The sequence below is a fragment of the Gracilibacillus xinjiangensis genome (assembly GCF_042651765.1).
Classification (GTDB): Bacteria; Bacillota; Bacilli; order Bacillales; family Amphibacillaceae; genus Gracilibacillus; species Gracilibacillus xinjiangensis.
On the sequence record NZ_JBHSDT010000008.1, the window covers coordinates 952803 to 967215 of the forward strand.

General features: G+C 36.0%; 15 protein-coding genes. All 15 read right to left on the bottom strand.

Annotated elements, in window-relative coordinates:
* Window positions 1–14: 14 nt before the first annotated feature.
* On the bottom strand, window positions 15–554 hold the full coding sequence (gene hslV, locus ACFOY7_RS16095; RefSeq protein WP_390253391.1) for an ATP-dependent protease subunit HslV: 540 nt from the start codon (window positions 552–554) through the stop codon (window positions 15–17).
* A gap of 13 nt (window positions 555–567) precedes the next feature.
* Window positions 568–1476 (bottom strand): tyrosine recombinase XerC, encoded by a 909-nt coding sequence (gene xerC, locus ACFOY7_RS16100; RefSeq protein WP_390253393.1) that lies wholly within the window; start codon window positions 1474–1476, stop codon window positions 568–570.
* A gap of 203 nt (window positions 1477–1679) precedes the next feature.
* Window positions 1680–3758, bottom strand: coding sequence for a type I DNA topoisomerase (topA, locus tag ACFOY7_RS16105; RefSeq protein WP_390253395.1), 2079 nt, complete (start codon window positions 3756–3758; stop codon window positions 1680–1682).
* A 398-nt stretch (window positions 3759–4156) separates the two neighbouring features.
* A complete protein-coding gene (gene dprA / locus ACFOY7_RS16110) occupies window positions 4157–5062 on the bottom strand; it encodes a DNA-processing protein DprA (protein WP_390253397.1) in 906 nt (301 codons plus the stop codon).
* A gap of 63 nt (window positions 5063–5125) precedes the next feature.
* Window positions 5126–6028, bottom strand: coding sequence for a succinate--CoA ligase subunit alpha (sucD, locus tag ACFOY7_RS16115; RefSeq protein ID WP_390253399.1), 903 nt, complete (start codon window positions 6026–6028; stop codon window positions 5126–5128).
* A gap of 43 nt (window positions 6029–6071) precedes the next feature.
* Complete coding sequence (sucC, locus tag ACFOY7_RS16120; protein ID WP_390253401.1) at window positions 6072–7238, bottom strand: ADP-forming succinate--CoA ligase subunit beta; 1167 nt, start codon at window positions 7236–7238, stop codon at window positions 6072–6074.
* Window positions 7239–7399: 161 nt separating this feature from the next.
* Window positions 7400–7675, bottom strand: a complete 276-nt coding sequence (locus ACFOY7_RS16125) for an EscU/YscU/HrcU family type III secretion system export apparatus switch protein (protein WP_390253403.1) — start codon at window positions 7673–7675, stop codon at window positions 7400–7402.
* Window positions 7672–9726, bottom strand: coding sequence for a hypothetical protein (locus ACFOY7_RS16130; protein WP_390253405.1), 2055 nt, complete (start codon window positions 9724–9726; stop codon window positions 7672–7674). Before ACFOY7_RS16130 ends, ACFOY7_RS16125 begins: the two co-directional genes overlap by 4 nt.
* Window positions 9727–9740: 14 nt before the next feature.
* Window positions 9741–10505: a ribonuclease HII gene (locus tag ACFOY7_RS16135; protein ID WP_390253407.1), complete on the bottom strand. Its 765-nt coding sequence runs from the start codon at window positions 10503–10505 to the stop codon at window positions 9741–9743.
* 73 nt (window positions 10506–10578) lie between these two features.
* Window positions 10579–11433, bottom strand: a complete 855-nt coding sequence (gene ylqF, locus ACFOY7_RS16140) for a ribosome biogenesis GTPase YlqF (RefSeq protein WP_390253408.1) — start codon at window positions 11431–11433, stop codon at window positions 10579–10581.
* Between the two features lie 18 nt (window positions 11434–11451).
* Window positions 11452–12009: a signal peptidase I gene (gene lepB / locus ACFOY7_RS16145; protein ID WP_390253410.1), complete on the bottom strand. Its 558-nt coding sequence runs from the start codon at window positions 12007–12009 to the stop codon at window positions 11452–11454.
* A gap of 110 nt (window positions 12010–12119) precedes the next feature.
* Window positions 12120–12464 (bottom strand): 50S ribosomal protein L19, encoded by a 345-nt coding sequence (gene rplS / locus ACFOY7_RS16150; RefSeq protein ID WP_390253412.1) that lies wholly within the window; start codon window positions 12462–12464, stop codon window positions 12120–12122.
* 120 nt (window positions 12465–12584) lie between these two features.
* Window positions 12585–13328: a tRNA (guanosine(37)-N1)-methyltransferase TrmD gene (gene trmD / locus ACFOY7_RS16155; protein WP_390253414.1), complete on the bottom strand. Its 744-nt coding sequence runs from the start codon at window positions 13326–13328 to the stop codon at window positions 12585–12587.
* Window positions 13328–13852 (bottom strand): ribosome maturation factor RimM, encoded by a 525-nt coding sequence (rimM, locus tag ACFOY7_RS16160; protein WP_390253416.1) that lies wholly within the window; start codon window positions 13850–13852, stop codon window positions 13328–13330. Before rimM ends, trmD begins: the two co-directional genes overlap by 1 nt.
* Window positions 13853–13860: 8 nt before the next feature.
* The gene (locus ACFOY7_RS16165) at window positions 13861–14247 is read right to left on the bottom strand and encodes a YlqD family protein (RefSeq protein ID WP_390253418.1); all 387 of its coding nucleotides are present in this window, start codon (window positions 14245–14247) and stop codon (window positions 13861–13863) included.
* Between the last annotated feature and the right edge of the window lie 166 nt (window positions 14248–14413).

Sequence of the window (14413 nt, forward strand, 5' to 3'; positions counted from 1 at the left end):
TTACCTCCAATAACTTATAACTCTTCTAATACTAATTGATTGTTTGTAAATACACATATTTCACCCGCTACTTCCAGAGATGCTTTGGCAATATCTTTTGCAGAAAGATCCGGTGCATTCCTTTTTAATGCTCTTCCAGCACTTAGCGCATAATTTCCGCCAGATCCAATCGCAAGAATTCCATCATCTGGTTCTATTACTTCTCCTGTCCCTGAAACGAGTAACAATTCATCTTTATTCATAACAATTAACATTGCTTCTAATTTTCTTAAATATTTGTCGTTTCGCCAGTCCTTCGCTAATTCCACCGCAGCCCGAGATAACTTTCCATCATAGCTTTCCAGCTTAGCTTCAAAACTTTCAAACAATGTAAATGCATCAGCAACTGATCCAGCGAAACCTGCCAACACTTGATTCTTATAAATTCTTCTAACTTTTTTAGCAGTGTGTTTCATTACAACTTGGTTTCCGAATGTAACTTGACCATCACCGCACATTGCTGATTGACCATTATGTTGGATAGCAAATATTGTTGTTGCATGAAATTGTTCCATTATTCATTCCCCTTTATTTATTTGCTCGCGGATGAGCATTTTTATATACATGACTGAGCCGATCTTTTGTTACATGTGTGTATATCTGGGTGGAAGATAGTTGAGAATGTCCTAGCAATTCCTGAACTGCACGTAAGTCTGCCCCGTTATTCAGGAGATGTGTCGCAAATGTATGTCTTAGTTTATGGGGATGCAAATCAATTGTTAATCCGGAATCTTGAACTATTTTCTTCAATATTACTCTTATTCCTCTAGCTGTCACAGGATTGCCTTTAGCATTAAGGAACAAAAAATTATTCGGGTTGCTATGTTTCCCGATTAATTGATCTCTCCCGTTCATTATATAATACTCTAATGAATCTTTGGCAAATTGACCAAATGGGACATACCTCTCCTTGCTTCCTTTTCCTAGGACTAACACCGTTTGCAGTACTAAATCAATGTCCTCAAGCTTCAATTGAACACATTCACTGACCCTGATCCCTGTCGCATATAAAAGTTCCAATAAAGCGCGATTTCGTTGTCCTAATGGTGTGTCTAACTGGTTAACCGCTAACAGTTTTTCCATTTCTTCATCATATAAAAACTGCGGGATGGGATAATTTTGCTTTGGTAAGTTGATTTGTGTAAACGGATTGCTTGTTACAACAGACTCTCTAACCAAAACTTTGAAAAAACTTCTCAATGTAGATATATGTCTTCCAACAGATCGTTTTGTTAATCCATTATCATATAATATGGTTAAATAATTTCTAACAATATGATAATCTACCGTATTAAGCTCACTAATTTGCTCATTAGCTAAGTATTTCACAAAGTGTTCCACATCTTTTTGGTAAGTCTCCACAGTCTTTGCCGCAGCATTTTTTTCGATTTTCAAATAGTCTAAAAACAGTAACCATTCTTTATTAAAATATTGCATAACTTCGCACCTCTAAATGCTTAAAAATACTATCATATTCAAACTATAAGTTCAATTCATTTCGCAAATTTGTCAAAATTTTCGAAATAGTAGCGCTACTAATGGTTTACCCATCTTTTTCCTATTATAAACTATTGTGGCTTAACCATACGATAAAAGAGCTTGTTAACCGTTTTGGATAACAAGCTCAAGAAGTTTATCGATTAACTTTGTTCTGTTTCTTTATAGTCACAGGATGGACATTGTACTTGTGCTGTCTTTTTAGTCTTCTTCTCAACTAACATTGTATCACACTTAGGGCAATTTCTCCCTATAGGTTTATCCCATGAGATAAAGTCACATTCTGGATAGTTATCACACCCGTAAAAAGAACGTTTCCTTTTCGTCTTTCTTTCAACGATGTTTCCATCCTTACAATTAGGACACTTTACACCGATTTCTTTTAGTATTGGTTTTGTATTCCTGCAATCGGGAAAATTGGAACATGCAAGAAATTTACCGTAACGTCCCATCTTATAAACCATCCCATGACCACATTTTTCACAGTCAATACCTGCAGGTTCATCTTTAATCTCTACCTTTTCCATTTCTTTCTCAGCTAATTCCAGCCTCTTATCAAATCCATCATAGAACTGATCAATAATAGATACCCACTCTGTTTTCCCTTCTTCCACAGCATCTAAATCGCCTTCCATTTTAACAGTGAAGGCAACATCAATTATCTCCGGGAAAAACTCTTCAATCAACTTAATAACAATCTCACCTAATTCAGTAGGTATGAAACGACGATTGTCTAATGCAACATATCCGCGCCTTTGTATTGTATCTAAAGTTGGTGCATATGTTGATGGTCTGCCAATACCTTGTTCTTCCATCGTTTTTACTAACCTGGCCTCTGTATATCGAGGAGGCGGCTGAGTAAAATGTTGATTTGGTTCAATCTTTTCAGCCTTGACCGTTTCTCCTTCAGCTAATTCGGGCAGCCATTTATCCTCTTTCTTTTCTTTATCATCACTACTTTCGATATATACTCTCATAAAGCCTTTAAATTTAATCTTTGAGCCGGTAGCTCTAAATTCGACTCCTTCGTTCAGTAAATGGACCGTCATTGTATCCATTATTGCTGGCGCCATTTGACTTGCAATAAAACGGTCCCATATTAATTTATATAGCCTTAACTGGTCTCGTGATAAGACTGTTTTTAATGACTGCGGGTCTCTCATAGCATCAGTTGGGCGAATTGCCTCATGGGCATCTTGTGCCCCTTCACTTTTCTTCGCCTGTTTAGTTACCCCAAGGTATTCTTTGCCATAATTGTGTTCAATATAATCTTTTGCTTGGTTTTGAGCAGTTGTAGAAATTCTGGTAGAGTCTGTACGCATATACGTAATTAAACCAGTAATGCCACCTTCTCTTTTCCCTAAATCAATTCCTTCATATAATTGTTGTGCAACCATCATTGTTTTACGTGCCCGGAAGTTCAGTTTTCTAGCAGCTTCTTGCTGTAATGATGATGTAGTGAAAGGTGGTGAAGGATTTCGCTTACGTTCTTTTTTGTTTACCTTGTCGATAGTAAAGTTGTTCCCTTTTAATGTTGCTAATATTTGATCAACATCTTCTTTCGACTTAAGCGGTTTTTTCTTGCCATTGATTCCATAAAAATTCCCTTCAAAAGATTGTTTATCTTTTGTGAATTTTGTAGAGATACTCCAGTACTCCTCTGGTTTAAATTCTTTTATCTCCTTTTCGCGATCAATGATCATCTTAACTGCTACTGATTGTACCCTGCCTGCACTTAGTCCTTTTTTCACTTTTTGCCATAATAACGGACTAATATTATATCCGACAAGCCTGTCCAGAATTCTTCTAGCCTGTTGTGCATCAACTAAATCCATATTAATCTTTCTTGGATGTTTAAAAGACTCCTTAACAGCATCTTTCGTAATTTCATTAAATACTACCCTGCATTCTGAGTTTAAATCAATGTTCAGACTATGTGCTAAATGCCAGGCTATCGCTTCCCCTTCACGATCCGGATCGGCTGCAAGATAAATTTTATCAGCTTTTTTTGCCGCTGTTTTTAAATCTTTCAAAACAGGACCTTTTCCGCGAATGGTGATATATTTTGGTTCAAATTGATTTTTTACATCAACACCCATTTGGCTTTTCGGTAAGTCACGAACATGTCCCATTGATGCTCTGACTTTAAATTTCTTCCCTAAATATCTTTCAATAGTTTTAGCTTTAGCTGGTGATTCGACGATAACTAGATATTGTGCCATAATTAACCCTCCCAAGAGGTCACTCTCTATTAATTGTATCATATATGTTTAAGAATGTTTGTACTGCTATATATTTATTCTGAATTCTATGAATCAAATGATAAATCTTCCCTATTATGAAATACTTTTATATTGTTTGTCAAACAAATCAACAGACGAAACTCCATTTTTTTCTAACACTCCCTGAATATCCATCCAGTAGGATAATATTTAGAAGAGATTATTAAAGACAGTTATTGTATAAATTCGCTAATGTGCCGGGAAGACCGATTATTCCCTTAAATCAATTGCTGCAATGAGTTATTCATTTTCGAGTTTGGCCGTTGTTGACATTGTTGGAGTTCCAATTCATTATAATACAACAACCCGTGACTTTCCTTAATCACGTTATACAACTACTATAATGACGTTATTTTTGCCCATTTCATTTTGCTATCTTCCCACTCTGATTCAATGTCATTTGCTGTTTGCACTAACTTTGCCCCATCTTGAATCAGCTGGTTACAACCCTCACTCGTATTCTTTAATATTGACCCGGGTACTGCCAGTACATCTCTGCCTTGCTCTAACGCTTGATCTACAGTAATTAATGAGCCGCTTTTTGTTTTTGCTTCAATGACAATGGTACCGAATGTTAAACCACTAATTATTCGATTTCTTTCAGGAAAATGGTATTTTTGAGGTGGAGTATAAGGAGGATACTCGGAGATAACTAATCCTTTACTTGCAATTTCATTAAATAGTGTTAAATGTTGATTAGGGTATATGTGTTCAAAACCGCTTCCCAATACAGCAATAGTCGGTGAGTTATATGCCAAAGCTAATTCATGTGCATAACCATCAATTCCAGTTGCCATACCACTTACAATTATCCACCTTTTCTTCAATATAGGACGAAGTAGCTGGTTCATCAAATTTTTAGCATTTTCTGAAGGATACCTTGTCCCAACAACACTTAAATTAGGCGTTTGGTTTAATAATGATATGTCTCCTGTCGTATATAGAACTAGTGGGGGATCTGGAATATTCCTTAACTGAGGGGGATACTGGTGGTCAAATATCGTAAGAATATTATATTTTTTTGCTTGTTTGACAATATTACGCTGCAATTCCTTGTTGAGAAGATTTGCTTTAATTTTCCATACTTGATTATCTGAAATATTAAAGAGTTTTATCCACTCGTCATTCGTCCATTGATAAATGGATGTTAAACTTGGATCAGCCTTTAATATTTTCCATATTAGCTGTCTGGTTATACCATGAATCTGATGTAGATGGATTAATCTCCAACTAACTTTTTCCATCGCTTCACAACCTTATTATATTTTTAGAAGAGATAAGCTTTTTGCTTATCTCTTCATGCAATATTAGTGAGTTTTACACTTCTCAACAAGACCCTTTTCTTCTAAAACGCTAATTAATGTCTTGCCCATCACTGATGGGGTTTCAGCAACTTTAATACCACAATTGTTCATAACTTTAATCTTTTCTTCTGCAGTACCTTTACCACCAGAAATAATCGCTCCAGCATGACCCATACGTTTACCTGGTGGTGCTGTACGTCCACCAATAAAACCGACAACTGGTTTCGTCATATTCGCTTTGACCCATTCTGCCGCTTCTTCCTCGGCAGTTCCGCCAATTTCACCAATCATCATAACCGCTTCAGTCTCAGGATCTTCATTGAACGCTTTTAATGCATCAATAAAATCTGTTCCATTAACAGGGTCTCCACCAATACCTACAGCAGTAGACTGTCCAAATCCTGCTTCTGAAAGCTGATGTACTGCTTCATACGTAAGTGTCCCGGAACGAGAAACTACGCCAATATGGCCTTTTTTATGGATATAGCCAGGCATAATTCCGATCTTGCATTCTTCTGGTGTAATTACACCAGGGCAGTTTGGTCCTACTAATCTAGTATTTTTGCCTTCCATATAACGTTTTACTTTCACCATATCCATTACTGGTATGTGTTCTGTAATACAGATAACAAGATCTAATTCTGCATCTACCGCTTCAATAATCGCATCTGCTGCGAAAGGAGCCGGTACATAAATTACCGACGCATTTGCCCGAGTCTGATCCACAGCTTCTTGCACTGTATTAAATACAGGAACACCTTCTACCTCTGTACCACCTTTTTTTGGTGTAACACCACCGACTATCTTTGTACCATACTCTAACATTTGCTTTGTATGAAAAAGTGCTGTAGAACCTGTGATCCCTTGTACTAGCACTTTAGTATCCTTATTAATAAATACACTCATGAACGGATCCTCCCCTTATCCCATTTAGGAAAATTTAGCGTTTCTATGCTTCATTAACTAGTGCGACAATCTTTTCAGCACCGTCTGCCATTGATTCAGCTGGTGTAATGTTCAAGCCGGACTCTGCTAAGATTTGCTTCCCGGCATCCACATTTGTACCTTCTAAGCGTACAACCAGCGGCATTGTTAAACCAACTTCTTTCGTAGCTTGGACAACACCTTCCGCAATGACATCACACTTCATAATACCACCGAATATGTTTACAAAGATCCCTTTCACATTCTGATCGGAAAGGATAATTTTAAAAGCTTCTGTAACTTTTTCAGCAGTCGCACCGCCCCCCACATCAAGGAAGTTAGCGGGATCACCATTATAATGTTTAATAATATCCATTGTAGCCATCGCCAGTCCTGCACCATTTACCATACAACCGATATTGCCATCTAATGCAATATAACTTAAGTCGTATTTTGATGCTTCAATTTCTTTCTCATCTTCTTCCTCTAAATCACGATATGCTACAATATCTTTTTGACGGAATAATGCGTTATCATCAAAGTTAAACTTCGCATCAAGCGCTAATACTTCACCGTCTCCAGTTGTTACTAATGGATTAATTTCCGCAATAGAACAATCTTTTTTGACAAAAACCTGGTATAATCCCATCATAAATTTAACCGCTTTCGATAAATATTCTGCTGGAATATTTATATTGAAAGCAAGTCTTCTCGCTTGATATGGCAATAGTCCTGTTACAGGGTCAATTACTTCTTTAAAAATCTTCTCAGGCGTGGACGCAGCAACCTCTTCTATTTCTGTACCGCCCTCTTCTGATGCCATCATCGTCACTCGTGATGTAGCACGATCTAATACAAGGCCGATATAATATTCGTTTTTAATGTCACAGCCTTCTTCAATCAGTAAACGCTTTACTTCTTTGCCCTCAGGACCTGTTTGATGTGTTACCAGTGTCTTACCTAATATTTCGTCTGCATATGTACGAACTTCATCGATATTCTTCGCTACCTTCACACCGCCTGCTTTACCTCTTCCCCCAGCGTGAATTTGAGCTTTCACTACAGTTACCGCTGTGCCCAGTTCCTCTGCTGCTTTTACTGCTTCTTCTACAGAATAAGCTACTTTGCCATTAGGTACAGCGACACCGTACTTACGCAAAATTTCTTTGCCTTGATACTCGTGAATATTCATCTTTCATCCTCCCATCAATTAATCACTGCATCCTCATTGTATAAAAAAAGGGGAGTCATTGTCCACAAAATAATTTAATAAATCAGACATTTTTCAAAATCATATTTATATACAGTAAGAAAAAGCCCTCCATCTGAAAATCGACGGAGAGCAATTATAAGTTATTTCATTTTCTGATCTACTTGATAAATATACGCAAATACCTCTGCAACAACTTGGTATAATTCTTCGGGTATTGATTCATTAATTTCTAATTCTGACAATAATTCAACAAGGGTCGGATCCGATTGAATCGGAATATTATTTGCTAATGCCTTCTCTAAAATGTTTTCTGCTACATACCCTTTTCCAATTGCCGTCACTTTTGGTGCTTGGTCATTTCCTGGATCATATTTAAGGGCAGCTGCTTTCTTTCGGTTTGTTTCCCCATTCCTCATACTCTGTAATCAATCCCTTCTACTCTTCGCTGAACATAAGGATTATTCTCACGTGTTTCTGGATTTTCTTCATTCATACCTTGAAAACTTTTCCATGTCACAGTAGTTAATTGATAATTTAAATTTACTAACTTCTCCTTTAACAATGGCTTAAATAATGAAAGCACAGGTTTTATTTCCTCATGATCATTGTAAACGGAAAGATGGACAACCCTTTTCTGAATCGACATTGCGATCATTGTCTCACCAAGATTATTTAAATTTAAATGAAAAAGTACTCGGCAGTAATCAGGATCTATTTCTTTACTGTCTTCTTTCTTTTTCCCTTCAAATTGGATTCGGATATCCTCTATTAGTCCAAATTTATCTCCAGGGAAGTGAAGATTAATTTGAGAGAGAGATTGATCCTGATTTAGCATTTGTAATTGAGTACCTGTTAAAGTGTTAATAAGCCTCATCATCTTATCCCCAGCTATATCTGTATTTTGCTGGGTGCCTTGAATGAGAAGTTGCTTCAATGAAAAATTCTCTTGTTCTTCAGATTGTTTTACTAATTGGACTTCATCTTGGATACCACTAGTATGGATAAATTGTTTAACCAATGTTACAAAATGGTCTTTAACCGAGCGGGAATCAAATGACATCATTTGATCCGTTTTTAACATAAATTCTCTAACAACATTTGCTTCTTGTTGTGATAATTGTTGAAGATTCACTTTTTGTAATAATTCTGCTACTTGTTGATTTTGTGTCACAGATGAAGCGGAATTTTGAATCCATCTTTGGATAACTTCTATTTCATGTTTGCTTATAACTGTTGTTAATTTTGGCAGTAAATCACTACTTGTAAACATATTCTTTAAATCCTGGATCATATTAGCTGGCTGATTACCGTCTCCTAGCCTTCTGACAATCAGATTAAAACGCTTCACATCATTGTGGTTAAAGGGAAGCTGCGCTTGTAATAGCGACCGCATATTGTCTTGAATATGTGTTTGTAAAACTTCTTTTGTAAATTGCTGCATCATAGCTTTATCTATAGGTGTTAGGAAACTGGATGATTCCCAACTTGTTTTCAATAAAATATTGGATACACTCTGATTATTATCCATTAACATTTGACTGTTTAGTAACGAATTTTGTAGTATTTTTGCATCTCCTGCTGTTAACATTGGTAATATTTTTGCAATAACAGGTCTGAGTTCTTCCAGTTTATTTAGTGGCAAAGGGTTATGGTTGTTTGTATTGGAAAAGTACTGTGTAAATTCCGTTTTATTACCTGTCATTTGCCCAACAAGCGTTTGAAATTTTTCTAAGGGGGCATCTGAGTTAACCTGACCTGTTCTTTGTAATAACTGGAAAAGTACTTCACTGTTCTTTTTCGTTAACAATGGACTGCTGTTAACAGGTGAGGTACCTAGAAATTGATTTAGTTTATCCAAAATCATGTTCGTTAGTTGTGAAGTGTTTCCATTGGATTGCTGACCCACTAATGAGTTTAATTGCTTTAATAAGGTATTCATCTCCTTGCCAACACCACTCTGTTGCATTCCTTGTAACGCTCGGAAAACCTGGTCAGTAAGCGGAAGCTTCTTCTCCATCATTGACATTAATATATCTCTGTTTGAACTGTTGCCACCATATTTATCCAGAAATTGGGTAAGCATTTGAGCATCATCTTTTGTAAACGGAATATTTTTTGAGATTAACTGTGAAAATAAATCCTCCGTACTTTTTGTTAAAGAAACCCCAAGTTGTTGTAACATTTTCTCTAGTGACTGACTGGATTCCAATGAAACATCGCTAACTTTTTTTAAATGAAGAGTATTTGCTGTTGAAACAACCTGGAAAATATAACCTTGTTTTGCGGATAACGCTGTTTCCAATTGGGCAACTACTTGCATACCACCTATCTGTATTCTTGCCTTCTGATTTGGAAATATCTCTATCACTTTCCCTGCAATCATTTGCCCACTTCTCAAATTCATGTTGGAAGCAGAATTACTTGATTTGGTAACAGGTGATTTATTTGAGATGGTATGCATATTCATTTTCCAACCTCCACTTAAATAATATTTTTTAAAAAACTTCTTCTATGTATATTGGTAATCCCGTATTGATTAATTGCACTAATATGGTCTTTCGTTCCATAACCACTATTTTTCTCGAACTGGAACTGCGGGTATTTCCGATGGTACTCTGCCATCATTCTGTCGCGCGTTACTTTTGCTATAATGCTTGCAGCCGCAATAGAGATACTTTTTTGATCCCCTTTAATGATAGATTCACTTGTATATGGCAGCCCTTCTAATTCAACCGCATCGATTAATACATGGTCTAATTTCAGTGGAATATTGTCTAAGGCAAACCTCATTGCTTTTTTTGTTGCTTGGTAAATATTCAATTGATCAATTTCTGCCGGCTCAATTATTCCTACTTTGTATGCTAAAGCATTTTCAATAATATAATCATAATACGCTTCGCGGGTCGACTTACTTAATTTCTTCGAATCATCTAATCCTAATAGACAGAAATCAGCAGGAAGTACTACGGCAGCTGCAACTACAGGGCCAGCAAGCGGACCTCTTCCCACTTCGTCGACACCAGCTACAAACTTGTTCCCTTTTAGCCATTGCATTCGTTCAAAACGGGACATTGTGAGAAAATGCTGTTTTAATTGCAGTTTTAGTTGTGCCTGTTTTTCATAATTTTGAATTAACTTTTGTACACCTTTACGTTTATCTTTCTGTAAAAACGTTTTTATTTCCTCATTCCATTCATTCGAATCTATGTATTGTTTTATCTGGTTAATTGTCCAGGATGAATCCATATGCGAAACCCCATTTCTTACTATATCGTCAATTTTTCACAAAAATAAAGACATTCTATTGTTTGGAATGTCTTTATTCAATCATATTTGGCTGCTCTAATGTAATCGGTCCTAGCTTACTATTTCTTAAGTCTTGGACAATAATTTCTGCTGTCTTGTCATAATTAACTTTACCACCTGACTCAAGGCAGCCTCTTTTACGACCAATTGTTTCAAAAATTTCTACCATATCATCCACTTCATCAATTACATGATAACGTTCCTCTAATAATTCAGGATAATGATCTTTAAGGTAACGGATAATAAATGCTGCAATATCATCCATTGCTAACAGCTGATCTTTAATAGTTCCGATTGCAGCTAATCGTAAACCGATGACTTCCTCTTCGAACTTTGGCCATAATATACCGGGCGTATCTAATAATTCAAAGTCTTTTTTAACCTTAATCCATTGCTGGCTTTTCGTTACACCTGGTCTGTCACCAGTTTTGGCAATTTTTTTATTTGCCAACCGGTTAATTAATGTGGATTTCCCTACATTTGGAATTCCTACTATCATTGCTCTTGCTGGTCTTGGTCTTATTCCTTTTCTTTTTAACCGCTCCATTTTTTCTTCAGCTAACTCTTTCGCTGATTGAATAACTTTTTGAATATCTTTCCGGTTATTAACATCAATCGCAATCGATGTAATGTCTTGTTTACGAAAATAGCCGAGCCACTTTTCTGTCATTTTTTTATCTGCTAAATCATCTTTCATAAGAATAATCATCTTCGATTTATTGTTTAACAGTTGTTGAAGTAAAGGATTTTGTGATGATAATGGGACTCTTGCATCAACTAATTCTATCACAAAATCAACTAGCTTCAATTTTTCTGATACTTCCCGCTTTGCCTTTGCCATATGGCCAGGAAACCATTGAATTACCATGCCATCCACCTCCTGTTCCTAATCAATGGTGCCGAGATTCATTATAGGCCAATAGGAAAACCTTGCAATCCCTACAATTTGCTCTAAAGGTATAAAACCTAGATGCCTACTGTCTGTAGAATTCTTTCTATTATCACCAAGTACAAATACATGGCCGTCCGGGACTGTCATAGAGCCACCTGGTATGTCTTCAAGTGTAAAATCAGTGGTAAATGTAGCATTCGGGTCAAGATTTTGTTTCACTTCCTGAAGATAAGGTTCTTCTACTAACTCTCCATCAACAAATAATTGATCATTCTTATATTCAATTGTTTCTCCCGGAAGACCGATCACACGTTTTATGTAATCTTTCTTCTCTGTTGCATGAAAGATTACCACATCAAATCTGTCCGGATTTTGAAAGATCAAACTAATTTTATCAACAATTAAACGATCATTATTTTCTAATGTTGGTAACATAGATGGTCCTTCTACAACAATTGGGACCGCGATAAACATTCTTATTAGAACAATAACAATCACTGTTATAATAATAGTCTTTATCCAGTCAATCCAATCGCTTTTCCTTGCTGCCATGATTAGAATTCCTTCCTTCTGCCATCATACTGCTTTTTTAAACATCATAATATAATTATTATATAGCAGAAAAAGGAGCCTGACAATGCAAGCTCCTTTTACAATACTCATTAGCGAATTTCTTTAATACGGGCAGCTTTACCACGCAGGTTACGTAGATAATATAGCTTCGCACGACGAACTTTACCACGACGAGATATTTCGATCTTAGCAAGACGTGGTGAATGCACAGGGAAAGTACGTTCAACCCCTACACCGTAAGAAATTTTACGAACAGTAAATGTTTCACTAATTCCACCATTTTGGCGTTTGATAACAACACCTTCAAATACCTGGATACGTTCACGGTTACCTTCAACAACCTTCACGTGTACTTTAACAGTATCACCAGGACGGAATTCAGGAAGATCTGTACGTAATTGATCTTTTGTAATTTCTTCGATTAATTTTTGCATTCTTAATGCACTCCTTCCAAACCAATGTTCTTAACGAAAAGCTCGACAGCGGAACACCGTTAATAACCTTAAGTATACACTTAAGCACAAATATCAATATATCATAGACTAATAAATAATTCAACTAGAACTTTTATTATTTCCCCATTCTTTTATCCAACCTTTTTCTTCATTGGACAGTTCCATGCTTTCTAATAAATCTGGTCTTCGTAAATAAGTTCTTCTCAAAGATTCTTTCCTGCGCCACTCATTAATATGTGCATGGTTTCCTGACAATAATACATCAGGCACTTTTATTCCACGGAACTCTGCTGGTCTTGTATAATGCGGATGTTCCAGCAATCCTGTTGAAAATGAATCTTCCACTGCTGAATCGTCATTTCCCAATACGCCAGGGATTAGTCTTACAACACTATCTATGACAACCATCGCTCCTAATTCTCCACCTGTTAAAACATAATCGCCAATCGATATCTCATCTGTTACTAAATTAGTACGGATTCTTTCATCATAGCCCTCATAATGACCACATATAAAGATTAAATGATCCTCTCTTGCCAATTCTTCTGCTTTTTTTTGAGTAAATGTTTCCCCTTGCGGGCACATTAAAATAATCCTTGGCTTCTTAGTTTCATCCGTTTCAATGGTGTCAATTGCATCGAATATCGGCTGTGGTTTTAAGACCATTCCAGCACCACCACCATATGGATAATCGTCAACTTTATTATGTTTGTTGTCAGCAAAATCACGGAAGTTCACAAAATTATAGGAGAAAAATTGTTTCTCATAAGCTTTTTTTAAAATAGATGACCGAAAAACCCCTTCGAACATTTCAGGAAATAATGACAAGATATCTATTCTCATTACTCTAATAGTCCTTCCATTGGTTCAATAATAATTTTCCTTGCTTCTATATCTACTTTTTTCACAACAGGTTCAATGTATGGAATTAACACTTCTTTTCTGCTTTCATCTTTTACTACCCATACATCATTTGCTCCCGGGGATAATATTTCTATTACCTTCCCGATATACTCTTCATTAACAGTGTAAACATCACATCCGATAACTTCGTAATAATAAAATTCATTCTCTTCCAATTTTTCTAATTGGCTTTGTGCTACGACTAATATCGAACCTTTATACTTTTCGACTTCATTAATATTATTAAAGCCTTTTAAATGCAAAAGGTCAAATTGCTTATGTTGCCGATGTCCGTCAACTTCTACTTCAATTAGTTCATCTGTTCCATTTTGCTTAATAAATAATTTTGTACCTATATCAAAGCGACTATCAAAGTCTGTAATTCGAACGACTTTTATTTCCCCTTTGATCCCATGAGTATTAATAATTTTACCAACTTTAAAATATTGATTTTTCATCTGCATCACCTGATTTATGTAATTTTTGTAATGATTCCATCCTTAATAACAATCGTCTTTTGATCAACCAATTCATTCCAATTCATACCTTCTTCTATCTCAACCATCGCTTCAACTTCTCCATCACTAATCTCACTGCCTATTGGTAAGATTTCCAATTGCTCTAGTTTATACTTATACCATTTAATGTGGTCTTTCCGATTAGACATTTCTTTTTGAAATTTTAATGCTATATCTGCTTTATTCTTGGATGACCGTTGTTCAAGCTTCTTTTGTTCGAACAGTAACTGTTGACATTCTTGTTCTAGTTTAAACACTTTCCATTCATATTCTTCTTTAAGCTGTGCTTTTGTTTTATCTGTCACAATTTGTTTCACAGCAACTTTACGAATTATTTTCATAAAATACAGCCTCTCCATTTTCATGATACAAGTTATTAAAAGAATAGCAAAACTTCAGAAAAAGATAAAGACAGAACTAAAATTGTCTGCTATTTGTTTCTGCCTAATGTAATAGGAGAGTGCAGGAAAAAGGAATTGGAAATGTACTATATATGAAAAGCGGCAA

Coding starts and splice junctions, on each gene's coding strand:
- hslV (WP_390253391.1), bottom strand. CDS start 554: ATGGAACAATTTCATGCAACAACAATATTTGCTATCCAACATAATGGT.
- xerC (WP_390253393.1), bottom strand. CDS start 1,476: ATGCAATATTTTAATAAAGAATGGTTACTGTTTTTAGACTATTTGAAA.
- topA (WP_390253395.1), bottom strand. CDS start 3,758: ATGGCACAATATCTAGTTATCGTCGAATCACCAGCTAAAGCTAAAACT.
- dprA (WP_390253397.1), bottom strand. CDS start 5,062: ATGGAAAAAGTTAGTTGGAGATTAATCCATCTACATCAGATTCATGGT.
- sucD (WP_390253399.1), bottom strand. CDS start 6,028: ATGAGTGTATTTATTAATAAGGATACTAAAGTGCTAGTACAAGGGATC.
- sucC (WP_390253401.1), bottom strand. CDS start 7,238: ATGAATATTCACGAGTATCAAGGCAAAGAAATTTTGCGTAAGTACGGT.
- ACFOY7_RS16125 (WP_390253403.1), bottom strand. CDS start 7,675: ATGAGGAATGGGGAAACAAACCGAAAGAAAGCAGCTGCCCTTAAATAT.
- ACFOY7_RS16130 (WP_390253405.1), bottom strand. CDS start 9,726: ATGAATATGCATACCATCTCAAATAAATCACCTGTTACCAAATCAAGT.
- ACFOY7_RS16135 (WP_390253407.1), bottom strand. CDS start 10,505: ATGGATTCATCCTGGACAATTAACCAGATAAAACAATACATAGATTCG.
- ylqF (WP_390253408.1), bottom strand. CDS start 11,433: ATGGTAATTCAATGGTTTCCTGGCCATATGGCAAAGGCAAAGCGGGAA.
- lepB (WP_390253410.1), bottom strand. CDS start 12,009: ATGGCAGCAAGGAAAAGCGATTGGATTGACTGGATAAAGACTATTATT.
- rplS (WP_390253412.1), bottom strand. CDS start 12,464: ATGCAAAAATTAATCGAAGAAATTACAAAAGATCAATTACGTACAGAT.
- trmD (WP_390253414.1), bottom strand. CDS start 13,328: ATGAGAATAGATATCTTGTCATTATTTCCTGAAATGTTCGAAGGGGTT.
- rimM (WP_390253416.1), bottom strand. CDS start 13,852: ATGCAGATGAAAAATCAATATTTTAAAGTTGGTAAAATTATTAATACT.
- ACFOY7_RS16165 (WP_390253418.1), bottom strand. CDS start 14,247: ATGAAAATAATTCGTAAAGTTGCTGTGAAACAAATTGTGACAGATAAA.